24 protein-coding genes are annotated in these 25,810 nt (G+C 64.3%); 23 read left to right on the top strand and 1 reads right to left on the bottom strand.

What is annotated here, in order from left to right; translation table 11 throughout:
* The first annotated feature begins 10 nt into the window (after positions 1 to 10).
* The 17 genes from M0765_RS18085 (at position 11) to M0765_RS18005 (ending at position 20,066) form a co-directional block, all read left to right on the top strand.
* The gene (locus M0765_RS18085) at positions 11 to 979 is read left to right on the top strand and encodes a TRAP transporter substrate-binding protein (RefSeq protein ID WP_258505176.1); all 969 of its coding nucleotides are present in this window, start codon (positions 11 to 13) and stop codon (positions 977 to 979) included.
* A 200-nt stretch (positions 980 to 1,179) separates the two neighbouring features.
* A complete protein-coding gene (locus M0765_RS18080) occupies positions 1,180 to 1,626 on the top strand; it encodes a TRAP transporter small permease (protein WP_258508333.1) in 447 nt (148 codons plus the stop codon).
* Positions 1,617 to 2,915: a TRAP transporter large permease gene (locus tag M0765_RS18075; RefSeq protein ID WP_126747414.1), complete on the top strand. Its 1,299-nt coding sequence runs from the start codon at positions 1,617 to 1,619 to the stop codon at positions 2,913 to 2,915. The genes M0765_RS18080 and M0765_RS18075 overlap by 10 nt, the downstream gene beginning before the upstream one ends.
* Positions 2,916 to 2,949: 34 nt before the next feature.
* The gene (garD, locus tag M0765_RS18070) at positions 2,950 to 4,557 is read left to right on the top strand and encodes a galactarate dehydratase (protein ID WP_258505174.1); all 1,608 of its coding nucleotides are present in this window, start codon (positions 2,950 to 2,952) and stop codon (positions 4,555 to 4,557) included.
* A gap of 30 nt (positions 4,558 to 4,587) precedes the next feature.
* Positions 4,588 to 5,349 (top strand): SDR family NAD(P)-dependent oxidoreductase, encoded by a 762-nt coding sequence (locus M0765_RS18065; RefSeq protein ID WP_258505173.1) that lies wholly within the window; start codon positions 4,588 to 4,590, stop codon positions 5,347 to 5,349.
* Between the two features lie 70 nt (positions 5,350 to 5,419).
* The gene (locus M0765_RS18060; RefSeq protein WP_258505172.1) at positions 5,420 to 6,406 is read left to right on the top strand and encodes a Bug family tripartite tricarboxylate transporter substrate binding protein; all 987 of its coding nucleotides are present in this window, start codon (positions 5,420 to 5,422) and stop codon (positions 6,404 to 6,406) included.
* Positions 6,403 to 7,491 carry a lactonase family protein gene (locus tag M0765_RS18055; RefSeq protein WP_258505171.1) on the top strand — a complete coding sequence of 363 codons (1,089 nt, stop codon included), beginning with the start codon at positions 6,403 to 6,405 and terminating at the stop codon, positions 7,489 to 7,491. The genes M0765_RS18060 and M0765_RS18055 overlap by 4 nt, the downstream gene beginning before the upstream one ends.
* Positions 7,492 to 7,526: 35 nt before the next feature.
* Positions 7,527 to 8,519 (top strand): Bug family tripartite tricarboxylate transporter substrate binding protein, encoded by a 993-nt coding sequence (locus tag M0765_RS18050; protein ID WP_258505168.1) that lies wholly within the window; start codon positions 7,527 to 7,529, stop codon positions 8,517 to 8,519.
* Between the two features lie 149 nt (positions 8,520 to 8,668).
* The gene (gene asd / locus M0765_RS18045) at positions 8,669 to 9,520 is read left to right on the top strand and encodes an archaetidylserine decarboxylase (RefSeq protein WP_258505166.1); all 852 of its coding nucleotides are present in this window, start codon (positions 8,669 to 8,671) and stop codon (positions 9,518 to 9,520) included.
* 176 nt (positions 9,521 to 9,696) lie between these two features.
* Positions 9,697 to 10,149 (top strand): winged helix-turn-helix transcriptional regulator, encoded by a 453-nt coding sequence (locus M0765_RS18040; RefSeq protein ID WP_258505165.1) that lies wholly within the window; start codon positions 9,697 to 9,699, stop codon positions 10,147 to 10,149.
* Positions 10,150 to 10,242: 93 nt separating this feature from the next.
* Positions 10,243 to 10,593, top strand: coding sequence for an FKBP-type peptidyl-prolyl cis-trans isomerase (locus M0765_RS18035; protein ID WP_012746856.1), 351 nt, complete (start codon positions 10,243 to 10,245; stop codon positions 10,591 to 10,593).
* Between the two features lie 152 nt (positions 10,594 to 10,745).
* Complete coding sequence (gene grpE, locus M0765_RS18030; protein WP_258505164.1) at positions 10,746 to 11,321, top strand: nucleotide exchange factor GrpE; 576 nt, start codon at positions 10,746 to 10,748, stop codon at positions 11,319 to 11,321.
* Between the two features lie 115 nt (positions 11,322 to 11,436).
* Positions 11,437 to 13,374 (top strand): molecular chaperone DnaK, encoded by a 1,938-nt coding sequence (gene dnaK, locus M0765_RS18025; RefSeq protein WP_258505163.1) that lies wholly within the window; start codon positions 11,437 to 11,439, stop codon positions 13,372 to 13,374.
* 97 nt (positions 13,375 to 13,471) lie between these two features.
* Positions 13,472 to 14,608: a molecular chaperone DnaJ gene (dnaJ, locus tag M0765_RS18020; RefSeq protein ID WP_258505162.1), complete on the top strand. Its 1,137-nt coding sequence runs from the start codon at positions 13,472 to 13,474 to the stop codon at positions 14,606 to 14,608.
* 629 nt (positions 14,609 to 15,237) lie between these two features.
* The gene (locus M0765_RS18015) at positions 15,238 to 17,160 is read left to right on the top strand and encodes a PrkA family serine protein kinase (protein ID WP_126747425.1); all 1,923 of its coding nucleotides are present in this window, start codon (positions 15,238 to 15,240) and stop codon (positions 17,158 to 17,160) included.
* Positions 17,161 to 17,223: 63 nt separating this feature from the next.
* Entirely contained in the window at positions 17,224 to 18,516 is a 1,293-nt protein-coding gene (locus M0765_RS18010) for a YeaH/YhbH family protein (protein ID WP_258505161.1), read from the top strand.
* Positions 18,513 to 20,066 carry a SpoVR family protein gene (locus tag M0765_RS18005; RefSeq protein WP_258505159.1) on the top strand — a complete coding sequence of 518 codons (1,554 nt, stop codon included), beginning with the start codon at positions 18,513 to 18,515 and terminating at the stop codon, positions 20,064 to 20,066. Before M0765_RS18010 ends, M0765_RS18005 begins: the two co-directional genes overlap by 4 nt.
* A gap of 19 nt (positions 20,067 to 20,085) precedes the next feature.
* Here the strand turns inward: M0765_RS18005 and aroQ are convergent, their stop codons facing one another.
* A complete protein-coding gene (aroQ, locus tag M0765_RS18000) occupies positions 20,086 to 20,526 on the bottom strand; it encodes a type II 3-dehydroquinate dehydratase (protein ID WP_258505158.1) in 441 nt (146 codons plus the stop codon).
* Positions 20,527 to 20,601: 75 nt separating this feature from the next.
* Between aroQ and M0765_RS17995 the strand changes: the two genes are divergently transcribed.
* Genes M0765_RS17995 through fghA form a run of 6 tightly spaced genes read left to right on the top strand, consistent with a single transcriptional unit; the run spans position 20,602 to position 25,783 of the window.
* The gene (locus tag M0765_RS17995; protein WP_258505156.1) at positions 20,602 to 21,297 is read left to right on the top strand and encodes a Rieske (2Fe-2S) protein; all 696 of its coding nucleotides are present in this window, start codon (positions 20,602 to 20,604) and stop codon (positions 21,295 to 21,297) included.
* Between the two features lie 8 nt (positions 21,298 to 21,305).
* Positions 21,306 to 22,169 carry an aromatic ring-hydroxylating oxygenase subunit alpha gene (locus M0765_RS17990; protein WP_258505155.1) on the top strand — a complete coding sequence of 288 codons (864 nt, stop codon included), beginning with the start codon at positions 21,306 to 21,308 and terminating at the stop codon, positions 22,167 to 22,169.
* Positions 22,166 to 22,804, top strand: a complete 639-nt coding sequence (locus M0765_RS17985; protein WP_258505154.1) for a glutathione S-transferase family protein — start codon at positions 22,166 to 22,168, stop codon at positions 22,802 to 22,804. The genes M0765_RS17990 and M0765_RS17985 overlap by 4 nt, the downstream gene beginning before the upstream one ends.
* A gap of 51 nt (positions 22,805 to 22,855) precedes the next feature.
* Positions 22,856 to 23,962 (top strand): S-(hydroxymethyl)glutathione dehydrogenase/class III alcohol dehydrogenase, encoded by a 1,107-nt coding sequence (locus tag M0765_RS17980; RefSeq protein WP_055799863.1) that lies wholly within the window; start codon positions 22,856 to 22,858, stop codon positions 23,960 to 23,962.
* A 22-nt stretch (positions 23,963 to 23,984) separates the two neighbouring features.
* Positions 23,985 to 24,911, top strand: a complete 927-nt coding sequence (locus tag M0765_RS17975) for an alpha/beta fold hydrolase (protein WP_258505152.1) — start codon at positions 23,985 to 23,987, stop codon at positions 24,909 to 24,911.
* Positions 24,908 to 25,783, top strand: a complete 876-nt coding sequence (fghA, locus tag M0765_RS17970) for an S-formylglutathione hydrolase (RefSeq protein ID WP_258505150.1) — start codon at positions 24,908 to 24,910, stop codon at positions 25,781 to 25,783. The genes M0765_RS17975 and fghA overlap by 4 nt, the downstream gene beginning before the upstream one ends.
* Positions 25,784 to 25,810 lie beyond the last annotated feature (27 nt).

The following is a 25,810-nucleotide window of genomic DNA, read 5'->3' as shown; positions in this document are numbered from 1 at the left end:
AGGAAGACAAATGAAATACACCCGCCACCTGATTGCACTGGCCGCCAGCGCCTGCGCGATGACGGCAAGCGCTGTCGAGTTCCGCTCGGCCGACGTGCACAACAGCGACGACTACCCCACCGTCGCCGCCGTCAAGCACATGAGCGAACTGCTCGACAAGCGCAGCAACGGCAAATACAAGATCAAGGTGTTCAACAAGAGCGCACTGGGCAGCGAGAAGGAAACGCTCGACCAGGTCAAGATCGGCGCGCTCGAGATGAACCGCGTGAACATCAGCGCGCTGAATTCGATCTGCCCCAAGACGCTGGTGCCGACGATGCCCTTCCTGTTCGACTCGATCGCCCACATGCGCAAGTCGCTCGACGGCCCCATCGGCGAAGAAATCCTGAAGGGCTGCGAGCACGAAGGCCTGGTCGGCCTGGCCTTCTACGACAGCGGCGCGCGCTCCATCTACGCCAAGAAGCCGGTGAAGACGCTGGCCGACGCCAAGGGCCTGAAGATCCGCGTGCAGCAGTCCGACCTGTGGGTTGCACTGGTGAGCGCCATGGGCGCCAACGCCACGCCAATGCCCGCTGGCGAGGTGTTCACCGCGCTCAAGACCGGCCTCATCGACGCTGCTGAAAACAACATTCCTTCGTACGACGGTTTCAAGCACTACGAAGCAGTGAAGTTCTATTCGCGCACCGAACACTCCATGGCACCTGAAATGCTCGTGATGTCCAAGGCCATCTACGACAAGCTTCCCAAGGCCGACCAGGACCTGTTCCGCGCCACGGCGAAGGAATCGGTCGCGTTCCAGCGCAAGAAGTGGGACGAGCAGGAAGCCAAGTCGCTCGAAGTCGTGACCAAGGGCGGCGCCCAGATCGTTGCCGACGTGGACAAGGCCTCGTTCCGCTCGGCCATGACGCCGGTCTACACGAAGTTCATCTCTACGCCTGACCTGCAGCGCCTGGTCAAGGCCGTGCAAGACAACAAGTAGCGCGCCCCGGCCCTTCCCGTTCTGCGGGGAGGGCCCCACCCATATTCAGGGAAATTCCCATGACACTTACCGTTCCCGCGGTAGACACGATGGCGACCGGAGTGCCGGTCGAGCTCGAAGACCTGGTCAATCCGAACGGACGCCCTCCGTCAAGCCACGCCTATTCGCGCTTCTGCGCGTTCCTGTCGAAGGCCAGCCTGATGCTCGCCGTTGCGATGCTCATCACCATCATCGTGTGCGTTCAGTACCAGGTGGTCGGCCGCTATGTGTTCAACGACACGCCCACGTGGGCCGAAGGGCTCGCGCTTCAACTCGTGCTGTATGTCACCGCGCTCGGCGTTGCCGTCGGTGTGCGGGATGCCGGCCACATCGGGCTCGATTCGCTGGTGGTGCTGCTGCCCGAATCGCTTCGCCTGAAGATCGAAATACTGATTCATGCGCTGGTCGCGCTCTTCGGCGGAATCATGACCTGGAGCGGCTGGATCTGGACCAAGCTCAAGTGGACCGACATCAAGCCCATGATGGGCATTCCGGTGGGTCTGGACTATCTGGCACTCGTGATCGCGGGCCTCCTGATCGTGCTTTTTTCGATTGAACATATCGTCGCCCTGCTGCGCGATGAAGAAGTGGTGCCCGCGTGGAACTGACTGTCCTCTCTCTCGTTTTCCTGGTGCTGCTGGTGCTGGGCGTACCGGTCGCGTTCTCGATCGGCCTGGCTTCTGTCGCAACGGTGCTTTATGCGGGCCTGCCCGTTGCCGTGGTGTTCCAGAAGATGGTCGGCGGCATGCAGATCTTCTCTTTCCTGGCGATTCCGTTCTTCGTGTTTGCCGGTGAGCTGATGCTCTACGGCGGCATTGCGCAGCGCATCGTCCGTTTTGCCAACAGCCTGGTGGGCCACGTGCGCGGCGGCCTGGGCATGAGCAACGTGATCGGCTGCACGCTGTTCGGCGGCGTTGCCGGCTCGCCGGTGGCCGACGTGTCGGCCATGGGCTCGGTGATGATTCCGCTCATGAAGAAGGAAGGCTACGACGCCGACTACGCCGTCAACGTGACGACGCACGCGGCCCTGGTGGGTGCGCTGATGCCCACGTCGCACAACCTGATCATCTTCACGCTCGCGACCACCGGCATTGCGTCGGTCAGCGTGCTGAGCCTGATTCTGGCGGGCCTCATTCCGGCGCTGCTGCTCACGGTGTGCAACCTGGCCGCCGCCTACTACGTGGCAATCCGCCGTGGCTATCCGATCCGCGGCGCCTTCCCCGGCTGGGGCGAAGTGCTGGCGGCGTTCATCGGCGCGCTGCCCGGTTTGATGATCGTGGTGATCATCCTGGTGGGCATTCTGTCGGGCGTGTTCACCGCCACCGAATCGGCCGCAACGGCCGTGCTGTGGGCGCTGGGCGTCACGGTGCTTGTCTACCGCTCGCTCAGCCGCAAGGACTTTCTCAAGGCCTGCGCCAAGGCATGCAAGACGACCGGCGTGGTGCTGCTGCTGATCGGCATTTCTTCCGCGTTCGGCTATTTCATGGCGCTGTACGAAGTGCCGCAGAAGACCGGCGAGCTCATGACCAGCGTCTCGAGCGATCCGTGGGTCATCTTCCTGATGATCAACGTGCTGCTGTTCGTGCTGGGCACCTTCCTCGACATGGCGGCCACGATCCTGATCTGCACGCCGATCTTCCTGCCCATTGCCATGCAGTTCGGCATGAGCCCGGTGCAGTTCGGCATTGTCATGCTGATCAACTGCGCGCTCGGCCTGAACACGCCGCCGGTGGGCACCACGCAGTTCATAGGCTGCGCGATCGGAGGGGTATCGGTCGGGCAGGTGATGCGGTCGATCTGGCCGTTCTATGGTGCCCTTTTGATCTGCCTGATGCTCGTGACCTACGTGCCGGCGTTCTCGATGTGGCTGCCTGACCTCGTCAACGCGGTGAAGTAACAGCAAAGACCCGCAACGCAACGCTCGTTTCCCGATGGCCGACTCACCCCTCCCCTCTCCCGCGGCGGCGCGCCCGCCGCACCGCATCCACATGCACGCGGCGGACAACGTCGCCATTGTTGCCAACGACGGCGGGCTGAAGGCCGGCGCCACGTTCGCCGACGGCCTGGTGCTGGTCGACAACGTGCCGCAGGGCCACAAGGTCTCGCTGACCGATCTGGCCGAAGGCGACGCTGTCGTGCGCTACAACGTGCCGATCGGCTACGCGCTGAAGGCCATTCCGCGCGGCAGCTGGGTGCACGAGCGGCTGCTCAGGATGCCCGCCGCGCGCGAGCTCGAGGGCCTGCCCATCGCCACCGTCAAGCCGCCTGCGCAACCGCCGCTCGAGGGCTACACCTTCGAGGGCTACCGCAACCTGGACGGATCGGTGGGCACGCGCAACATCCTCGCCATTACGCAGACCGTGCAGTGCGTGGCGGGCGTGGTCGACTTCGCGGTGCAGCGCATCAAGGCCGAGCTGTTGCCGAAGTACCCCAACGTCGACGACGTGGTGGGTTTGTCGCACGGCTACGGCTGCGGCGTGGCCATCGATGCGCCCGATGCGGTCATCCCGATCCGCACGCTGCGCAACATCAGCCTCAACCCGAATTTCGGCGGCGAGGTGATGGTCATCAGCCTGGGCTGCGAAAAGCTGCAGCCCGAGCGGCTGCTGCCGCCCGGCAGCATTGCGCTGGTGGATGAGCGCAACGTGGCCGACATCGGTGAGACGGCCAATGCCAAGCTCGACGTGGTGTGCCTGCAGGACGACGCCCACGTGGGATTCATGTCGATGATCGATTCGATCATGCGGCAGGCCGAAGAACACCTGGAGCGGCTGAACGCCCGCAGGCGCGAAACTGTGCCAGCCAGCGAGCTGGTGGTGGGCGTGCAGTGCGGCGGCAGCGATGCGTTTTCGGGCGTCACGGCCAACCCGGCCGTGGGCTTTTGCACCGACCTGCTGGTGCGCGCCGGCGCCACCGTGATGTTCTCGGAAGTGACGGAGGTGCGCGACGGCATCGACCAGCTCACCTCGCGCGCAATCACGCCCGAAGTGGCCGAAGCCATGATCCGTGAGATGGCCTGGTACGACGCCTACCTGGACCGAGGCCGCGTCGACCGCAGCGCCAACACCACGCCCGGCAACAAGAAGGGCGGGCTCTCGAACATCGTCGAAAAGGCCATGGGCTCGATCGTGAAGAGCGGCAGCGCGCCGATCTCGGGCGTGGTCTCCCCGGGCGAGAAGGCAAGGCAGAAAGGCCTGCTCTACGCCGCAACACCCGCCAGCGACTTCATCTGCGGCACGCTGCAGCTGGCCGCCGGCATGAACCTGCACGTGTTCACCACGGGCCGCGGCACGCCGTACGGCCTGGCCGAAGTGCCGGTGATCAAGGTGGCCACGCGCAGCGATCTTGCGCGCCGCTGGCACGACCTGATGGACGTGAACGCAGGCCGCATTGCCGACGGCGACGCCACCATCGAGGACGTGGGCTGGGAGATGTTCCGGCTGATGCTCGACGTGGCCAGCGGCAGGAAGAAAACCTGGGCCGAACAGTGGAAGCTGCACAACGCGCTGGTGCTGTTCAACCCCGCACCCGTGACCTGACTTCATTCGACGACCTCGAAAGGAACAACCATGGAAGACCTCAAAGGCAAGACAGCGCTCATCACCGGCGCGAGCACCGGCATCGGCGCGGCCGTGGCCGTTGCATTCGCGGCGCGCGGCATGCGCGTGGCGGTGCACTACAACAGCTCGGCCGACGCCGCCAACCAGGTCGTCGAGACCATCCGCAAGGCCGGCGGCGACGCCTTCGCGCTGCAGGGCGACGTGCTCGACACCGCCGCCATCCGCGAATGCGTGAAGCAGACGGCCACGCGCTTCGGCCGCATCGACGTGCTGGTGAACAACGCGGGCAGCCTTGTGAAGCGCGTGCCCATTGCGGAGTTCGACGATGCGCTGTTCGACGAAGTGATGCACATCAACGCACGCTCGATGCTTGCGTTTGCGCGCGAGGTGGTGCCGCTCATGCGCACCCACGGTGGCGGCAACATCATCAACGTGACTTCGGTGGCGGCACGCACCGGCGGCGGCCCCGGCGCCTACCTGTATGCGGGCTCGAAGGGCTTTGTGAGCACGGCCACGCACGGTCTCGCACGGGAGCTCGTGGGCGACAAGATCCGCGTGAACGCGGTGGCGCCCGGCGTCATCCAGACACCGTTCCAGGACCGCTTCTCCACGCCCGCCATGCTCGAGTCGTTCCGCGCCGGCATTCCGATGGGACGCATCGGCACGCCTGACGAATGCGTGGGTGCTTTCCTCTACCTGGCCTCCGAGCAGCTTTCGGGCTATGTGACGGGCCAGGTGATCGAGGTGAACGGCGGGCAATACATGCCCTGACGGCCAGACGAATTTCAGCCTTTTTCCTGAGGCTTGCGGAATCAAGATCAATAACGGAGACAACAAACCAATGAGAAGAAGCAGATTCCTGCGCGGCCTGGCCGCCCTTTCGGCGACGGCAAGCCTCTCGCTCGGCTACGCGGCACTGGCCACGGCCCAGAGCAACAGCAGCAACTTTCCGAACCACGCCATCGAGCTGCTGGTGCCCTACCAGCCGGGCGGCGGCACGGACGGCCTGGCGCGCGCGTTCTCCGAAGCGAGCCGCAAGCACACCTCGCAGAGCATCGTGATCGTCAACCGCCCCGGCGCCGGCGGCGCCATCGGCTGGACCGAGGTGATCAACTCCCGGCCCGACGGCTACAAGCTCGCGGTGCTGACGGTGGAGCTGCTCACGCTGCCGCACCTGGGCCTGGCCAAGTTCAACTACGACGACTTCCAGCCGATTGCGCAGCTCAACGCCGACCCGGCCGCGATCACCGTCAAGGCCGACGCACCTTGGAACACCATCGAGGAATTCCTGGCCGCGGCGAAGAAGTCGCCCGAAAGCGTTCGCGTCGGCAACTCGGGCAACGGCTCGATCTGGCACCTGGCCGCGGCGGCGCTCGAAGACAAGACCGGCACCAAGTTCGGCCACATTCCGTTCCAGGGCGCGGCGCCCGCGGTGCTGGCCCTCTTGGGCGGGCACATCGAGGCAGTGGCGGTGAGCCCGGCCGAGGTGACGACCCATGTGCAGTCCGGCAAGCTCAAGGTGCTGATGGTCATGGCCGACAAGCGCGTGAAGGGTTTCGACAAGGTGCCCACCGCCAAGGAGCGCGGCATCGACCTGTCGATCGGCACGTGGCGCGGGCTTGGCGCACCCAAGAACACGCCGCCTGAAGTGATGGCAAAGCTGCGCGAGATCACGGCCAAGACGGCCGCCGAGCCGCTCATGCATGAAGTGATGGACAAGCAGAACCTCGGCTATGTCTACACCGACGGCGCGGTGTTCAAGGAAACGCTGGCCAAGGACAACGCGTACTTCAAGGCGCTGATCGCCAAACTCAATATCAAGCCATGAACCGCACGCCCATCATTCGCGCGCTTCGCGGCGCGGTTGCACTGCTGTCGCTGGCTGCCGCGGGGCACGCCTCGGCGGGCACCTGGGTCTATGTGTCCAATGCCGACAGCCAGGAGGTTTCGGTGCTCGAGCTGGACCGCTCGCTCGGCGTGCTCAAGCCGGTGCAGGCGCTGAATGTCGGCGGCACCGTGATGCCGATGGCGGTGAGCCCCGACAAGCGCGTGCTGCATGCAGCGCTGCGCTCGCAGCCGTTCCGCGTGGTCAGCATGTCGATCGACCCGGCCACCGGCAAGCTGCAGAAAATCGGCGAAGCGCCCCTGGCCGACAGCATGGCCAACATCGATCTCGATGCAAGCGGCAAATGGCTCTTCGCGGCCTCTTACCAGGGCGGCAAGATCTCGGTCAACGCCATTGGCAAGGATGGCGCCGCGGGCGCAATCCAGCAGCTGGTGCAAACGGGGCCGAACGCGCACGCGATCCACGCGGACGCGAGCAACCGCTTCGTGCTTGCCACCAGCCTGGGCGGCGACAACGTGTCGACCTGGCGCTTCGATGCGGACAAGGGCCTGCTCTCGGCCAACGATCCGCCGCTGACCATGTCCACCGCGAAGTCGGGCCCGCGCCACTTCGTCTGGGACAAGGCACAGCGCCGCGTCTACCTGCTGAACGAACTCGACGCAAGCCTGCACGTGTACGCCTGGGACGCCGCACGCGGCACGCTCAAGCTGGAGCAGAGCACCACCACGCTGCCGGCCGGATTCACCGGCAAGCCCTGGGCGGCCGATCTGCACCTGACGCCTGACGGGCGCTATCTGTATGCATCGGAACGCACGTCGAGCACGCTCTCGGCCTTCCGGGTGGATGCGTCCACCGGACAGCTGAAACCGCTCGGCCAGACACCGACCGAGAAAACGCCGCGCGGCTTCGCCATCGATTCGAGCGGCCGCTACCTGATTGCCGCCGGGCAGGAGTCGCACAGCGTTGCGCTGTACGCCATCGACCCGGCCACGGGCGCACTGGGCAAGCCCTCGCGCATCAGCGTGGGCAAGAACCCGAACTGGATCGAAATCGTCGACACGCCGTGACGACGACCTGCAACATCATCAAAGGAGACCTCGCCATGCAACGCCGCACACTCATCCGCACCGCCCTCGCCTCTTCGATTGCCGTGGGCCTGCCCGCCTTTGCGCAGGGCACCGGCAACTGGCCCACGGGCAAGGCCATTACCTATCTCGTGCCGTTTCCCGCGGGCGGCACCACCGACGTGCTGGCGCGCCTGATCGGGCAGAAGCTCGGCACGGTGCTGGGCACCAGCGTGATCATCGACAACAAGGGCGGCGCCGGCGGCAGCGTGGGCTCGGAAATCGGCGCGCGCGCGGCACCCGACGGCTTCACGATGGTGGGCGGCACGATCAGCTCGCACGCCATCAACATCAGCCTGTATCCGAAGCTCGGCTACGACCCGCAGAAGTCGTTTGCGCCCGTTACGCTCATCGGCACCAACCCGCTGGTGCTGGTGGTGAACCAGGCGAGCCCCTACAAGACGTTGAAGGACGTGCTGGAAGCCAGCAAGACCAAGTCGGGCGGGCTTTCGTCGGCGTCGGCCGGCACGGGCACGTCGCAGCACCTGTCGCTCGAACTGCTGGCGTTCAAGTCCGGCGTCAAGTTCACGCACATTCCGTACAAGGGCAGCGGTCCGGCCATCCAGGACGTGATCGGCGGCCAGGTCGACATGATGTTCGACACCAGCGTGGTGGCGGGCCCGCACGTGCAGAGCGGCAAGCTGCGCGCCATTGCCGTGACCTCGGCCAAGCGCCTGGCTTCGATGCCCGACGTACCGACCGTGGCCGAGTCCGGCATCGCGGGCCTGCAGGATTTCGAGGTGCTGTCGTGGCAGGCGATCTTCGTGCCCGCGGGCACGCCGGCGCCCATCGTCGACCGGCTGCACACCGAGATCCGCAAGATTCTTGCAACGCCCGAAATGCAGGAGAAGCTCAAGGGCTTCGGCATGGAGCCCGCGGACCTGAGCACGGCAAAGATCGCGGCCTTCCAGAAATCCGAAGTCGAGAAGTGGGCCCAGGTGATCAAGGCGGCGGGCATCAAGGCGGATTGATTTCGCCGCGGGGCCGGCGAGCCCCTGCCCGCTTGCGCGCCCGGTTGCCCGGGTGCGCGATACAAGGGAAGCTTCCTACGTCCGGACGCCGGGGGCCTTTATAGAATGCCCCTCCGATTTGCATTCCAGGCCTGCCCGGCCATTCACACGTGTCCGACCGCTCAGCCGTACTGCACCAATACCTGTTTCCCAAGCAGGCACTGACAAATTTTGCCGGCTGGGTCGCAGGCAAGGAACGCGGCGCCGTCACCACGTGGATCATCCGGCGCTTCGTGGCCAAGTACGGTGTCGACATGGGCGAAGCGCTCGAGTCGGACATCAACCACTACAAGAGCTTCAACCAGTTTTTCACGCGCGCGCTCAAGCCGGGCGTGCGGCCGCTGGCCGACGCCGATCTGGTGTGCCCGGTGGACGGCGCGATCAGCCAGTTCGGCGCCATCGAGGGCGACCAGATCTTCCAGGCCAAGGGCCACAACTACACGACCACCGCATTGGTCGGCGGCGACTCGACGCTGGCCGCCCGCTTCGCGCACGGCAGCTTTGCCACGCTTTACCTGAGCCCCAGGGACTACCACCGCATTCACATGCCATGCGACGGCCGGCTGCTGCGCATGATCTACGTGCCCGGCGACCTGTTCTCGGTCAACCCCGCCACGGCGCGCGGCGTGCCCGGGCTGTTTGCACGCAACGAGCGTGTGGTGTGCGTTTTCGAAACCGGGCGCGGCCCCTTCGTGCTGGTGCTGGTGGGTGCCACCATCGTCGGCAGCATGGCCACCGTGTGGCACGGCGTGGTCAATCCGCCGCGCGGCGGCGAGCTGCGCGAATGGAACTACGCCGACCAGGAGATCGTGCTCAAGAAAGGTGACGAGATGGGCCGCTTCTTGCTCGGCTCCACCGTGGTCATGCTGTTCCCGGCGCCTGCGCTGGTGTTCAACCCCGATTGGTCGCCGACCCGTGCCGTTCGCCTGGGTGAAGCCATGGCCGATTTTGTCAATTTGTGAGGCTTTGTCTCAGGGCCCGCATGCAGCATGCACCCGTAGCTATAAAACTAGTAGCATCGTGATCCTTGCGCTATAGTCGCCGACCAACGAGCGGCCATAGCAAGCCAACAAGAACGCGAGGCACCGGCCCTGCCGCCAGGACCGATGGCCCGCCCAGCCCCGAGGAGATGATGTCGATGAGTACCAAGGAAAACGCAGCCATCAGCCAGCTGCTCGCACTGCTCGAAGCACGCTATGCACTGCGCGTGCTCTGGGCGCTGCGCGACGGGCATGCGCAAACCTTCAGGCTGCTGCAGGACAGCGTCGGCGGCATCACTCCCAACACGCTCAATACGCGCATCAAGGAATTGCGCGAGGCCGGTCTCGTCAGCCATGGCGGCGACGGCTACAGCCTCACGGTGAGCGGACAAGACCTGCTCAAGCGGCTGTCCGACCTGCAGGCCTTTGCGGGCAAGTGGCAGCTGGGGCAGGTCAAGAAGGCCGCAGCACCGGCGCCTGCCGCGCCTGCTTCATCGCCGGCCCCTGCCGTGCCTGCGGCATCCGCTGCTTCCGGCTCGGCGGAGTCTTCGGCGCCGGCACCGTCCGCCCCGCCCTCATCATCTACCCCGCCCGCCGACCCTGCCAATTGAGCAGGCCGGCAGGGCCGCCGCGGGGCATCGGTAAACTTCTGGCCTTCGCTGGTCCATCCATTCATCATCCAAATTGACGCAAGGAGCGTTCACATGCCTACCACTCCCTCCGGCCTGCAATACGAAGACACCACCGTGGGCGACGGCGCCGAAGCCAAGGCCGGCCAACACGTGCACGTGCACTACACCGGCTGGCTCTACAACGACGGCGTGCAAGGCGCCAAGTTCGATTCGAGCCGCGACCGAAACGACCCCTTCGCGTTCTCGCTGGGCGCCGGCCAGGTCATCAAGGGCTGGGACGAAGGCGTGGCCGGCATGAAGATCGGCGGCAAGCGCACGCTGATCATTCCCGCATCGCTGGGCTATGGCGCACGCGGCGCCGGCGGCGTGATTCCTCCGAACGCCACGCTGAAGTTCGACGTCGAGCTGCTCGACGCCCATTGATCGCAGCCAGCCCTTGGCACGAAGGCCCGGTTCCGGGCCTTTTTCATGCCTCCGCGGCCCTACAGGCCGCATTTTTTCGCTTGAAATGCCCCTGACCAGCCCCAAGTGGCTGGCTATCGTTTGTTTCCCGGCACACGCCGGTTCTTTGAAAAATGTCTGACCCGCAACAATCCGCACAGAATTCTCAAATGCTGCAAGGCGAGCCAAGCCCCGAAGAACTGGAGGCCGCACAGGCTGCCAACGAAGCCGAGGCGCAAGACGCCCTGGTCGCGGCTCAGGGCGAGCTCGCCGCACTGCAGGCCAAGAATGCCGAACTGGCCGATCAGTACCTGCGCGCGCAGGCCGACGTGCAGAACGCCCGCCGCCGCGCCGACGACGAGATCACCAAGGCGCGCAAGTTTGCGGTCGAGGCCTTTGCGGAGAGCCTGCTCCCCGTGACGGACAGCCTCGAAGCCGGCCTGGCCATCAAGGACGCCACGCCCGAACAGATCCGCGAAGGTGCCGAAGCCACGCTGCGCCAACTGAAGAGCGCGCTCGAGCGCAACAAGGTGATCGAGGTGGCTCCGGCCCCCGGCACCAAGTTCGACCCGCACCAGCACCAGGCCATCTCGGTGGTGCCCGCGCCCGAGCAGGAGCCCAACACCGTGGTGAGCGTGCTGCAGAAGGGCTACACCATCAACGAGCGCGTGCTGCGCCCGGCGCTGGTCACGGTCAGCGCGCCCAAGTAATCCGCTCTACGATACACACGATTCCCACAGGAAATCCCCGCTTCATACCTTGAATCGCGCCGGGTTATCCACAAGTTCATAACAACATATTTTTCAGGCTTTCAGGAGTAAGAACATGGCAAAGATCATCGGCATCGACCTCGGCACCACCAACTCGTGCGTGTCGATCATGGAAGGCAACACCACGCGTGTGATCGAGAACTCGGAAGGTGCGCGCACCACACCGTCGATCGTGGCTTACCAGGAAGACGGCGAAGTGCTGGTCGGTGCCTCGGCCAAGCGCCAGGCGGTGACGAACCCCAAGAACACGCTCTACGCAATCAAGCGCCTGATCGGCCGCAAGTTCGAAGAAAAAGAAGTCCAGAAGGACATCGACCTGATGCCCTACACCATTGCCAAGGCCGACAACGGCGACGCATGGGTGGAAGTGCGCGGCAAGAAGATCGCACCCCAGCAGGTGAGCGCCGACATTCTGCGCAAGATGAAGAAGACCGCCGAAGACTACCTCGGCGAAGCGGTGACCGAAGCCGTGATCACGGTGCCGGCCTACTTCAACGACGCACAGCGCCAGGCCACCAAGGACGCCGGCCGCATCGCGGGCCTGGACGTCAAGCGCATCATCAACGAGCCCACCGCCGCGGCCCTGGCCTTCGGCCTGGACAAGCAGGACAAGGGCGACCGCAAGATTGCCGTGTATGACCTCGGCGGCGGTACCTTCGACGTGTCGATCATCGAAATTGCCGACGTGGACGGCGAGAAGCAGTTCGAAGTGCTGTCGACCAACGGCGACACCTTCCTGGGCGGCGAAGACTTCGACCAGCGCATCATCGACTACATCATTGCCGAGTTCAAGAAAGAGCAAGGCGTCGACCTGAGCAAGGACGTGCTGGCCCTGCAGCGCCTGAAGGAAGCGGCCGAAAAGGCCAAGATCGAACTGTCGAACAGCGCGCAGACCGACATCAACCTGCCCTACATCACGGCCGATGCCTCGGGCCCGAAGCACCTGAACATCAAGCTCACGCGCGCCAAGCTCGAGAGCCTGGTCGACGAGCTGGTCGAGCGCACCATTGCGCCCTGCCGCCTGGCCATCAAGGACGCCGGCATCAGCGTGTCGGACATCAACGACGTGATCCTGGTCGGCGGCATGACCCGCATGCCCAAGGTGCAGGAAAAGGTGAAGGCCTTCTTCGGCAAGGAGCCGCGCAAGGACGTGAACCCCGATGAAGCCGTGGCCGTCGGCGCCGCCATCCAGGGCCAGGTGCTCTCGGGTGACCGCAAGGACGTGCTGCTGCTCGACGTGACCCCGCTGTCGCTGGGCATCGAGACCATGGGCGGCGTGATGACCAAGATGATCACGAAGAACACCACGATCCCGACGAAGTTCGCGCAGACCTTCTCCACGGCCGAAGACAACCAGCCGGCCGTGACCATCAAGGTGTTCCAGGGCGAGCGCGACATTGCCGCGGGCAACAAGCTGCTCGGCGAGTTCAACCTCGAGGGCATTCCGCCGGCAGCGCGCGGCACGCCGCAGATCGAAGTGAGCTTCGACATCGACGCCAACGGTATCCTGCACGTGGGCGCCAAGGACAAGGGCACCGGCAAGGAAAACAAGATCACCATCAAGGCGAACTCGGGCCTCTCTGAAGACGAGATCCAGAAGATGGTGAAGGACGCCGAGCTGAACGCAGCCGACGACAAGAAGAAGCTCGAAATCGTGCAGGCGCGCAACCAGGGCGAAGCCATGGTGCACAGCGTGAAGAAGTCGCTGGGCGAACACGGCGCGAGCCTGGACGCCGGCGAGAAGGAAAAGATCGAAGCCGCGATCAAGGACCTCGAAGAAGCCCTGAAGGGCGAGGACAAGGCCTCGATCGAGGAAAAGACCAACACGCTGATGAGCGCAAGCCAGAAGCTCGGCGAAAAGATGTATGCCGAGGCGCAGGCCGCGGCAGGCGCCGCCGGCGGCCCGGGTGCTGCCGCTGGCCCGGAAGCTGCGAGCGCACCGGCCGATGACAACGTGGTCGACGCCGAAGTCAAGGAAGTCAAGAAGGACTGATCCTCAGTCTTTCGAACAAGGCTGGAATACCTGAGCGGGTGTTCCAGCCTTTCTCGCTTCAAGTTACGGCTTCACGCCCGCCCCGACCGAACCAGCCATGGCCACAAAACGCGACTATTACGAAACCCTCGGCGTTCCCAAGAATGCGAGCGAGGAAGAAATCAAGAAGGCTTATCGCAAGCTCGCGATGAAGCACCACCCTGACCGCAACCACGGCGACACCAGCAAGGACGCCGAGGCGAAGTTCAAGGAGGTGAAGGAAGCCTACGAAATGCTGTCGGACAGCCAGAAGCGCGCGGCCTACGACCAGTACGGCCACGCCGGCGTCGACCCCAACATGCGCGGCGGCCCCGGTGCAGAGGGCTTCGGCGGGTTCGCGGAAGCGTTCGGCGACATCTTCGGCGACGTGTTCGGCGGCGGCCGCGGCCGCACCAGCGGCGGGCGCCAGGTGTTCCGCGGCAGCGACCTCAGCTACGCCATGGAGGTCACGCTCGAAGAAGCCGCCGAGGGCAAGGAAGCCCAGATCCGCATTCCGAGCTGGGATGACTGCGGCACCTGCCACGGCTCGGGCGCCAAGCCCGGCACCAAGCCCATCACCTGCACCACCTGCCACGGCGCCGGCGCCGTGCAAATGCGCCAGGGCTTCTTCAGCGTGCAGCAGACCTGCCCCACCTGCCATGGCAGCGGCAAGATCATTCCCGAGCCCTGCACGGTGTGCCACGGCCAGGGCAAGATCAAGAACAACAAGACGCTCGAGGTCAAGATCCCCGCGGGCATCGACGACGGCATGCGCATCCGCAGCACCGGCAACGGCGAGCCGGGCACCAATGGCGGGCCGCCAGGCGACCTGTACATCGAGATCCGCCTCAAGAAGCACGAGCTCTTCGAACGCGACGGCGACGACCTGCACTGCGTGGTGCCCGTCAGCATGACGACGGCCGCGCTGGGCGGTGAGATCAGCGTGCCCACGCTCAAGGGCCCGGCCGCCATCGACATTCCCGACGGCACGCAAAGCGGCAAGCAGTTCCGCCTGCGTGGCAAGGGCATCAAGGGCGTGCGGTCGAGCTACCCGGGCGACCTGTATTGCCACGTGCGCGTCGAAACGCCGGTCAAGCTCACCGAGCACCAGCGCAAGCTGCTGAAGGAGCTTGATGAGTCGCTCAAGAAGGGCGGCGACAAGCACAGCCCCACCGACAAGGGCTGGCTCGACAAGGCCAAGGAATTCTTCAGCTGAAGAAGCTGAAGTAGCAAGAACAGGGGCCCATGCGGCCCCTGTCTTCATTCATGCACGCGAACGGTGCCTGCCGACCTTGTTCGGTGCCGCGCACCATGAAGGCTCCCGCCAGAACCACGCCGACCAGCGATTGGCGCGCGTTCCCACGCGGACATGCGCGACTTGCCCATCAAAAGATGGCGCGCAGATTGCTTTTATATATTTTTGGTTTGAGCAATAAACCCAAACAGCACATGGCGCGTTATTGTGGTGTAACCGTTTTTGGGCCGTGGGGGGCTCAATAGGAGGTGCTTTCCCCGGAAAAGAAGCAATGAGTGCATAGACCGATTGCCATAGGTATTTTCACTGGGCATCGGGATAGCACCGAGTCCGTTTGCCGAACCTTGGAATTTAGCTGGAATTGAGAAATGGTGCGGGTTTTTCTTGGGAACTTTACTCGGCACTGTGGTTCTGATTTAACAAACAATATTCCGGGTGCACTCTTTGCTTTATGCTGTTTGTGCAGATGTGATTAAGGGAGTTTTCCACGGCTTGCAGCCATGGGGCGGGCACACCTTTAAAAAGTTGCGACGCATTGCGGCTGCAGGCTTCGGGTTAATAAAACCCGCAGACTTGATGGAGGCGTGACCATGGATGTGATCAGCAACTTTGCCGCCCGCTACGAGCGCACCCGCGAGGAAGTCCTCTCGCTGCAGGACTACCTGGATATTTGCAAACGCGATCCCACAGCGTATGCCACTGCGTCCGAGCGGATGCTCAAGGCAATCGGCGAACCCGAGCTGGTCGACACGCGCAACGATCCCAGGCTTTCGCGGATCTTCGCGAACAAGGTCATCAAGATCTACCCCGCGTTCAAGGAGTTCTACGGCATGGAGGACGCCATCGAGCAGGTGGTGTCGTACTTCAGGCATGCCGCCCAGGGCCTCGAGGAAAAGAAGCAGATCCTCTACCTGCTGGGCCCCGTCGGCGGCGGCAAGAGCTCGATTGCCGAGCGCCTGAAGCAGCTCATGGAGCATGTGCCGTTCTATGCCATTCAGGGTTCGCCGGTCAACGAAACGCCGCTCGGTCTTTTCGACGCGGTGGAAGACGGCGAGATCCTTGAAAAGGAATACGGCATTCCGCGCCGCTACCTGAACCGCATCCTCTCGCCGTGGGCCGTCAAGCGCCTCGAAGAGTACGGCGGCGACATCCGCCAGTTCAAGGTGGTCAAGCGCTACCCTTCCGTGCTGCGCCAGATTGCCGTTGCCAAGACCGAGCCGGGCGACGAGAACAACCAGGACATCTCCTCGCTGGTCGGCAAGATCGACATCCGCAAGCTCGAAACCTACGCCCAGGACGACCCTGACGCCTACGCCTACTCGGGCGGCCTGTGCCTGGCCAACCAGGGCCTGCTCGAATTCGTGGAAATGTTCAAGGCGCCCATCAAGGTGCTGCACCCGCTGCTTACCGCCACGCAGGAAGGCAACTTCAAGGGCACCGAAGGCTTCGGCGCCATTCCGTTCGACGGCATCGTGCTGGCGCACAGCAACGAGAGCGAATGGAAGGCCTTCCGCAACAACAAGAACAACGAGGCTTTTCTCGACCGGATCTACATCGTCAAGATTCCCTACTGCCTGCGCGCCTCGGAAGAAATCAAGATCTACGAAAAGCTGGTGCGCAACTCATCCTTGGCAAAGGCGCCCTGCGCTCCCGGCACGCTGCGCATGATGGCCCAGCTCTCGGTGCTCACGCGGCTGAAGGAGCCCGAGAACTCCAGCATCTACAGCAAGATGCAGGTGTACGACGGCGAAAACCTCAAGGACACCGATCCCAAGGCCAAGTCGATCCAGGAATACCGCGACTACGCCGGGGTTGATGAAGGCATGAGCGGCGTATCGACCCGCTTTGCGTTCAAGATCATCTCCAAGGTGTTCAACTTCGACAGTTCAGAGGTGGCCGCCAACCCGGTGCACCTGATGTATGTGCTCGAGCAGCAGATCGAACGTGAGCAGTTTCCGCCGGAAACAGAACAGAAGTACATCAGCTACATCAAGGAGCTGCTGGCGCCGCGCTATGCCGAGTTCATCGGCAAGGAAATCCAGACGGCCTACCTGGAGAGCTACAGCGAATACGGCCAGAACATCTTCGACCGCTACGTCACCTATGCCGACTACTGGATCCAGGACCAGGAGTTCCGCGACGTGGACACCGGCGAGGTGTTCGACCGGGCCGCGCTCAACGCCGAACTCGAGAAGATCGAGCGGCCCGCGGGCATCGGCAATCCGAAGGACTTCCGCAACGAGATCGTCAACTTCGTGCTGCGTGCGCGGGCCGGCAACGCCGGGCGCAACCCCGCATGGACGAGTTACGAAAAGCTGCGCGCCGTCATCGAGAAGAAGATGTTCTCCAACACCGAGGAACTCCTGCCGGTGATCAGCTTCAACACGAAGAGCAGTGCCGACGAACAGAAGAAGCACGAAGACTTCGTGACCCGCATGGTCGAAAAGGGCTATACGGCCAAGCAGGTTCGCCTGCTCTGCGAGTGGTACCTGCGGGTACGCAAGAGTTCATAGCGATAGTCCATAGCGGCGAGGCCGGGGCCTCGCCCCCTTTTTGCAAGGAGCTTTGACATCATCGTGGCCATCCTGCAGCAGATCATCGACCGCCGGCTCTCGGGCAAGAACAAATCCATCGGCAACCGGGAGCGCTTCCTCCGGCGCTACAAAGGCCAGATCCAGGAAGCCGTGCGGCGCGCGGTCAGCGGGCGCAACATCCGCGAACTGGAGCAAGGCGAAGATGTCACCCTGCCGCGCCACGATGTGTCCGAACCGGTGTTCGGCCATGCGCGCGGCGGCGACCGCGAATACGTGCACCCGGGCAACCAGGAATACCTGAAGGGCGACCGCATTGCGCGGCCCGAGGGGCAGGCCGGCGGCGGTTCGGGAAGCGGCGAGGCCGGAGACGGCGGCGAAGGCGAGGACGACTTCGTGTTCCGCCTCACGCGCGAGGAGTTCATGCGCGTGTTCTTCGACGACCTGGCGTTGCCGCACCTCATTCGCACGCAGATTGCCGAAGTGCCCGAATGGAAGAGCCACCGCGCAGGCTTCACGAACGATGGCACGCCCAACAACCTGCACGTGGTGCGCTCGATGCGCGGAGCCCTCGCGCGGCGCATTGCGCTCGGCGGCGAGCCGCGCAAGGAACTGCGGCGCCTGGAGGCGCACCTGCTGCACCTGAAGCAGCATCCGCAGGCGGAGCAGCCTTTCATCCAGAAAGAAATCCGCGAGACTGAAGAGCACATTGAAGAGCTGCGCAGAACCGCGCGGCATGTGCCCTACATCGACCCGATCGACCTGCGCTACCGCAACCGCGTGAAGACCCCGGTGCCCAGCGCCAAGGCGGTGATGTTCTGCCTGATGGACGTTTCGGGCTCCATGGACGAGGCCCGCAAGGATATGGCCAAGCGCTTCTTCATGCTGCTCTATCTGTTTCTTACGCGGCACTATGAACGCATCGACCTCGTGTTCCTGCGCCACCACACGCAGGCGCAGGAGGTGAACGAAGAAGAATTCTTCCATGCCACCGAAACCGGCGGCACCGTGGTGTCGAGCGCGCTGGTATTGATGGACGAGATCATCAAGGCCCGCTACCCGAGCGGCGAATGGAACGTGTACGGCGCGCAGGCAAGCGACGGCGACAACTGGCACCAGGACAGCGGGCGCTGCCGCGAGCTGCTGGTCGAAAACATCCTTCCGGTGGTGCGCTACTACGCCTATGTGCAGGTGGCCGAAACCGAGCAGAACCTGTGGCAGGAATACGCGCAGCTGGAGGGCCTGCAGCCCAACTTCGCGATGCGCAAGGTATCGGACGCAAGCGACATCTACCCCGTGTTCCGTGACCTCTTCAAGAAGGAAGGGGTGCCTGCATGACTTCCGACCACCCTTCCCTCGAGCGCACGAACTCCACCGGCCGCCTGGAGCGCCTGCCCAGTCCGTCGGACTGGACCTTCGACCTCATCGAGACCTATCACACGGAGATAGCGAAGACGGCCAAGGGCTTCGGGCTGGACGTGTACCCCAACCAGCTCGAGGTGATCACCGCCGAGCAGATGATGGATGCCTACGCCAGCGTCGGCATGCCCATGATTTACCGCCACTGGTCTTACGGCAAACAGTTCATCGCCACCGAAAAGAACTACCGCCGCGGCCACATGGGGCTGGCCTATGAGATCGTCATCAACTCCGATCCCTGCATTGCCTACCTGATGGAAGAAAACACCATGGCCATGCAGGCCCTGGTGATTGCGCATGCGGCCTACGGCCACAACAGCTTCTTCAAGGGCAACTACCTGTTCCGGATGTGGACCGATGCGTCGTCGATCATCGACTACCTCGTGTACGCACGGCACTACATTGCCGAATGCGAAGAGCGCCATGGCCTCGACGCGGTGGAGCAGCTGCTCGACTCCTGCCACGCGCTGATGAACTACGGCGTCGATCGCTATCGCCGCCCGCAGAAGCGGTCGCTGGCGCAAGAAGGCACGCAGCGCGCCGAGCGCGAGCGCTACATGCAGCAGCAGGTGAACGACCTGTGGCGCACCCTGCCGCGCAAGAGCGAACACGCCACCGAATCCGACTCGTCCCGCCGCTTTCCTTCGGAGCCGCAGGAGAACCTGCTCTACTTCATAGAGAAGAACGCCGCGCTGCTCGAGCCTTGGCAGCGCGAGGTGGTGCGCATCGTGCGCAAGATAGCGCAGTATTTCTATCCGCAGCGCCAAACGCAGGTCATGAACGAAGGCTGGGCGACCTTCTGGCACTACACCCTGCTCAACACCATGTACGACCGCGGCCAGCTCGCTGACGGCTTCATGATGGAATGGCTGAGTTCTCACACGGGCGTGATCTTTCAGCCGCCGGTGGGGCATCGCGCCTACAGCGGCATCAACCCCTACGCGCTGGGTTTTGCCATGTTCACCGAGCTGCGCCGCATCTGCGAAAAGCCCAACGACGAAGACAAGCGCTGGTTCCCCGACTTTGCGGGTACCGACTGGGTCAAGACGCTCGACTATGCAATGCGCAACTTCAAGGACGAGAGCTTCATCGGCCAGTTCCTTAGTCCGAAGACGATGCGTGATTTCAGGCTGTTCGCGATTCGCGACCACCAGAGCGAGCCCGAGCTCGAGGTGTCCGCCATTCACGACGACAGCGGCTATCACGCGCTGCGCGAATCGCTGTCACGCCAGTACGACATCAGCAGCAGGGAGCCCGACATCCAGGTGTGGAACGTCAACATGCGCGGCGACCGCGCCCTGACGCTGCGCCACACCCAGCGCAACAACCTGCCGCTGCACGACGATGCCGAAGAAGTGCTGAAGCACGTCGCCCGGCTGTGGGGCTTCGACGTTCACCTGGAAAGCGTCGACTCCCAGGGCCACATCAGCCGCAGCTGGAAGGCCGCGGCTCCAAGGCAGACCGACTGATCGGAACTGCCCGAGCGGCTCAGGGCACCAGGGCCGCGATGGCCAGTGCGTAGCCTTTCACGCCCAGGCCGACGATGATGCCGCGCGCCGCCGGCGAAATGTACGAGCGGTGGCGAAACTCCTCGCGCGCGTGCACATTCGAGATGTGCAGTTCGATCAGCGGCACGCTCGCACCCTTGATGGCGTCGTGCAGCGCAATCGATGTGTGCGTGTAGGCGCCCGGGTTCATTACCACGCCCAGCATGTTGCCCGCGGCCACTTCGCGGCCGGCCTCATGGATCCAGTCGATCAGCACGCCCTCGTGGTTGGACTGGCGGCACTCGATTTCCACGCCGTGCGAGGCGCCCGTGTCCTTGCACAGGCGCTCGACATCGGCCAGAGTGTCGCGTCCGTATTGCTCGGGCTCGCGTGAGCCAAGCAGGTTGAGGTTGGGGCCGTTGAGGACGAGTATTTTCTTCATGATGAGTGGCGTCTGGCGATGCCTCCATTATGAGTGTGCGCCCCGCCTGGGACTTGCGCTAAGGTAGCGCGCATCATGATGAGCGCAGACAGCATTTCAGCCTGGCATCCGATGGCCCGTTCGGCCGATGTGCGCCCCGGCGCCAACATCGTCGCGGGCTTTGCGCTCGGGCAGGAGCTGGCGCTCTGGCGTTCGGCCGACGGTGCACCGCAGGCGTGGGAGAACCGCTGCCCCCACCGCAGCGTGCGCTTCACGCTTGGCCAGGTGGTGAAAAACCGCCTCTCCTGCGCGTACCACGGCTGGCAATACGCCGCCGGAAGCGGCCAGTGCACGCGCATCCCCGCGCATCCCGATATGCCGCCGCCAAGCAACCTGTGCGCGAAGGTGTTCAGAGCCGTGGATGCAGCGGGCATGCTATGGGTGAACCTCGCTGGCGAGGCGGCGCAAGCCCCGCCGCAAGACGACATCGTGCCCGTCGGCTGGTCGTTCTGCCGTACGCTCGCCGTGCGCGCCGATGCGGCAAGCGTGCGCGACGCACTCGCCCGGCGCGGCTTTGCGAGCGACACCGCAACGGCGGCATGGCGCGGGCCGCTCGGCCAGCACGGCACACTGGCCCTGGTGCTCGATGCGCAACCTCGGCTGGCCTTCATTCACCTCTGGACAGATGCCGCGCCCGGCACCGCCGCAATGAAGACACTGCACATCGCCGCACGCAGCCTGCGCAGCGAGATCGAAGAAGAAGAAAGTCGCCGGCCGCAAGCGGCAGCCTGAAGAGAACCATGCCCTTCATCACAGACGACCCCAACATGCTCGACGACTGGCTGGTCGTCGGCCCTTCGACGACGCTCGCCGGCAGCCCCGATGCGCAGCCCCGCACGACTCGCCTGCTCGGCGAAACACTGCACGTGTGGAGCGACGCGGCCGGTGCACCGCAGTGCCGGCTCGGTACGCGAACGCTGGCCATCCAGTCGCGCTACGGCTACCTCTGGGTCTGCCCAAGCAGCAAGCCGACGCGGCCCCTGTTCGACTTTCCCGAATATGGCGAACCCGGGCGCCGCATGGTCGACTGCGGCAGCATCGGCGTGGCCGTATCGGGGCTGCGCGTGATCGAGAACTTTCTGGACATGGCGCACTTCCCCTTCGTGCATGCCGGCTTCCTGGGCAAGGTGCCGCACACCGAAGTGGCAAAGTACCAGGTGCAGGTCGACCCGGCCACCCAGGAAATCTGGGCCACCGATTGCCGCTTCTGGCAACCCCGCGCCTCGGCCGCCCACGACAGCGGCGCCGAGGTGACCTACAAATACCGCGTCATGCAACCGCTCACGGCCATGCTCTACAAGTCGAGCCACCGCGCCGGTGAGCTCGATGCCATCGCGCTGTTCTTGCAGCCGCTCGATGACGAGCACGTGATCGCCCACACGCTGCTCGCCTGCTACGACGACACCTCGACAGACGCCGAACTCATCGCTTTCCAGCAGACGATCTTCGGGCAGGACAAGCCGATTCTCGAGAACCACGCCTTCAAGCGCATGCCGCTCGAAGGCCGCGCCGAAACGCCGACGCGCGGCGACACGACCTCCGTCACCTACCGGCGCTGGCTGCGCGAGCGCGGCATGCGCTTTGGCGTGAGGCAAGCCGCATGATCAAGCTCTACGACTACGCCCTTTCCGGCAACTGCTTCAAGGTGCGGCAGATGCTGGCCTGGCTGGGCCTCGACTACCAGAGCGTGCCGGTCGACTTTCACCCCGGCCGCGAGCACAAGTCGGCTGCGTTTCTCGCGCAGGTCAATCCGCTGGGGCAGATTCCGGTGATCGACGACAACGGCTTTGTGCTGCGCGACGCGCAAGCCATCCTCGTCTATCTCGCGAGCACGTACGACGCACAGCGCCGCTGGTACCCGGACGACCCGCAGCTGCAGGGCCAGATCGCGATGTGGTTCACCACCGCCGACGAAATCACCCGCACCGCATCGGCGGCTCGGCTGCACGATGCGTTCGGCTATGAAAATCTCGACATCGAAGCTTGCCGGCGCGGCGCGCATGCGGCCTTTCGTTTACTGGACGACCACCTGGCCGAGCGCGCCTGCGAAGGCCGGCAATGGCTGGTCGGGCAACACGCCACGGTGGCCGACCTGGCCTGCTTTCCCTATGTGGCGCTGGCCGGCGAAGGCGGCATTCCCCTGGACGAATACCCCGCGCTGCGAAGCTGGGTGTGGGACTTTCGCCATCTGCCCGGCTTCATCGGAATGTCGGGTATCTTTGCTGCCGGCCCGGCCTGAGCGCCGGTCTGGGTATCCTTGTCCCTCTTCTCCTTTTTGCCCTCAAGCCCCATGAAAACAAAAGCTGCCGTCGCCTGGAAATCCGGAGACCCCCTCACCATCGAAACCGTCGACCTCGAGGGCCCGAAATTCGGCGAGGTGCTGGTCGAGATCAAGGCCACCGGCATCTGCCACACCGACTACTACACGCTCTCCGGCGCCGACCCGGAAGGCATCTTTCCGGCCATCCTCGGCCATGAAGGCGCAGGCATCGTGGTCGACGTGGGCCCCGGCGTCACCACGCTGAAAAAGGGCGACCACGTCATTCCGCTGTACACGCCCGAGTGCCGCCAGTGCAAGTTCTGCCTGTCTCGCAAGACCAACCTCTGCCAGTTGATCCGCGGCACGCAAGGCAAGGGGCTGATGCCCGATGCCACCTCGCGCTTCAGCCTGGACGGCAAGCCGATCTTCCACTACATGGGCACGTCGACCTTCAGCAACTACACGGTCGCGCCTGAAATCTCGTTGGCCAAGATCCGCGAAGACGCACCGTTCGACAAGGTCTGCTACATCGGCTGCGGCGTAACCACCGGCATTGGCGCGGTGATCTTCACGGCCAAGGTGGAAGCCGGCGCCAACGTGGTGGTGTTCGGCCTCGGCGGCATTGGCCTGAACGTGATCCAGGGCGCGAAGATGGTGGGCGCCGACAAGATCATCGGCGTCGACCTGAACCCCGAGCGCGAAGCCATGGCGCGCAAGTTCGGCATGACGCATTTCATCAACCCGAAAGACACCGAGAACGTGGTCGATGCCATCGTGCAGCTGACCGACGGCGGCGCCGACTACAGCTTCGAGTGCATCGGCAACACCAAGGTGATGCGCCAGGCGCTGGAGTGCACGCACAAGGGCTGGGGCCGCAGCATCATCATCGGCGTGGCCGAAGCGGGTGCGGAAATCAGCACGCGCCCGTTCCAGCTGGTCACCGGCCGCAAGTGGGAAGGCTCGGCCTTCGGCGGCGCGCGCGGTCGTACCGATGTGCCGAAGATCGTCGACTGGTACATGGAAGGCAAGATCAACATCGACGACCTGATCACCCACACCATGCCGCTCGAAGACATCAACAAGGGCTTCGACCTGATGAAGCGCGGCGAGTCGATCCGCGGCGTGGTGCTTTACTAGCCTCTGGAGGAGAACGCCCGCCATGAACCGCATGGAGCCCTTGCGCAAGATCGAAGCGGGCGTTCTCGAAATCGCCTATTACGAAGCCGGGCCCGCCGACGGCCCGCCCGTGCTGCTGATGCACGGCTTTCCGTACGACATTCACACTTACGCCGAAGTGGCGCCGATGCTCGCCGACAAGGGCTGCCGCGTCATCGTGCCTTACCTGCGCGGCTACGGCGCCACGCGCTTCCTGAGCGATGCCACGCCGCGCTCCGGCGAGCAGGCCGCGCTCGGCGCCGACCTGCTCGCGCTGCTCGACGCACTCCGCATCCAGCGCGCGGTGCTTGCCGGCTACGACTGGGGCGGCCGCGCAGCGTGCGTGGTGGCGGCACTCTGGCCCGAGCGCTGCGCGGGGTTGGTCTCATTCAACAGCTACAACATCCAGGACATCGCCAAGGCGATGGAGCCCGACACGCCCGCGAACGAACACAGCCTCTGGTACCAGTACTACTTTCACAGCGAGCGCGGCCGGGCCGGGCTGGCGAAGGACCGCAAGGCGCTCACCCGCCTGCTGTGGCAGCTCTGGTCGCCGACGTGGAAGTTCGACGACGCCACCTTCGAGCGCAGCGCGGCGGCCTTCGACCATCCGGATTTCGTCGACGTGGTGATTCATTCATACCGCCACCGCTTCGGGCTGGTGGCGGGCGACCCGGCCTACGCCGACATCGAGCGCCGCCTGGCCGCGCAGCCTGCGATATCGGTGCCCACCATCACCTTCGACGGCCTGGACGATGGTGTGCGTCCGCCCGCCGAAGCCTCTGCCCACGCGCACCGCTTCAGCGGACCACGCTCGCACAGGCTGGTGCCCGGCGTGGGCCACAACATGCCGCAAGAGGCGCCTCGCATCTTTGCAGACGCCGTGCTCGAACTGGTGCCCGCACTGCAGCCCAACAACAACTTCCGATGACCGACATCTTCAAGACCCTTTCCGAGCACCACGTCTTCGGTGGCGTGCAGAGCTTTCACGAGCATGCCTCGCACGAAATCGGCTTGCCGATGCGCTTCTCGGTCTACCTGCCGCCGCAAGCCGCCCACGAGCGCGTGCCCGCCCTGCTCTACCTTGCAGGGCTCACCTGCAACGAAGAAACCTTTGCAGTGAAGGCTGGCGCGCAGCGCATGGCGGCCAGCCTGGGCCTGGCGCTGATCGCTCCCGACACCAGCCCGCGCGGAAGCACCGTGGAAGGCCTGCCGGGCGCCACCGCCAACTGGGACTTCGGCATTGGCGCGGGCTTCTACCTCGACGCGACCGAGGCCCCGTGGTCGGCCCACTGGCGCATGGAAAGCTGGATCGTGCATGAGCTGCTGCCCTTCGTGGCAAAGCACTTCGCGGTCGACGACCAGCGCCTTGGCATCTTCGGCCATTCGATGGGCGGCCACGGCGCGCTCACGCTGGCAATGCGTCACCCGGGGCGGTTCAAGTCGCTCTCGGCGTTTGCGCCCATTTGTGCGCCCACGCAATGCCCGTGGGGCGAAAAGGCGTTCAGCGGCTACCTGGGAGAGCCCGGCGGCGACCGCGCGCAATGGCTTGCGCATGACGCCAGCGCGCTCATGAAATCGCAGACCGCCGCGCCGTATCCGCAAGGCATATTGATCGACCAGGGCCTGGCCGACAAATTCCTTGCCGAGCAGTTGTACCCGGAAGCCTTCGAGGCCGCTTGCTTTGCCGCGGGACAGCCGCTCACGCTGCGCCGCCACGAGGGCTACGACCACGGCTACTACTTCATCCAGACCTTCATGGCGGATCACCTCGCCCACCACGCCCAAACCTTGCGTGGCTGATCGGCCACTCGTATCGACCGCGGCACA

This window comes from Variovorax sp. S12S4 (assembly GCF_023195515.1).
Taxonomy (GTDB): Bacteria; Pseudomonadota; Gammaproteobacteria; order Burkholderiales; family Burkholderiaceae_C; genus Variovorax.
This window is presented reverse-complemented; position numbering and strand designations above follow the sequence as displayed.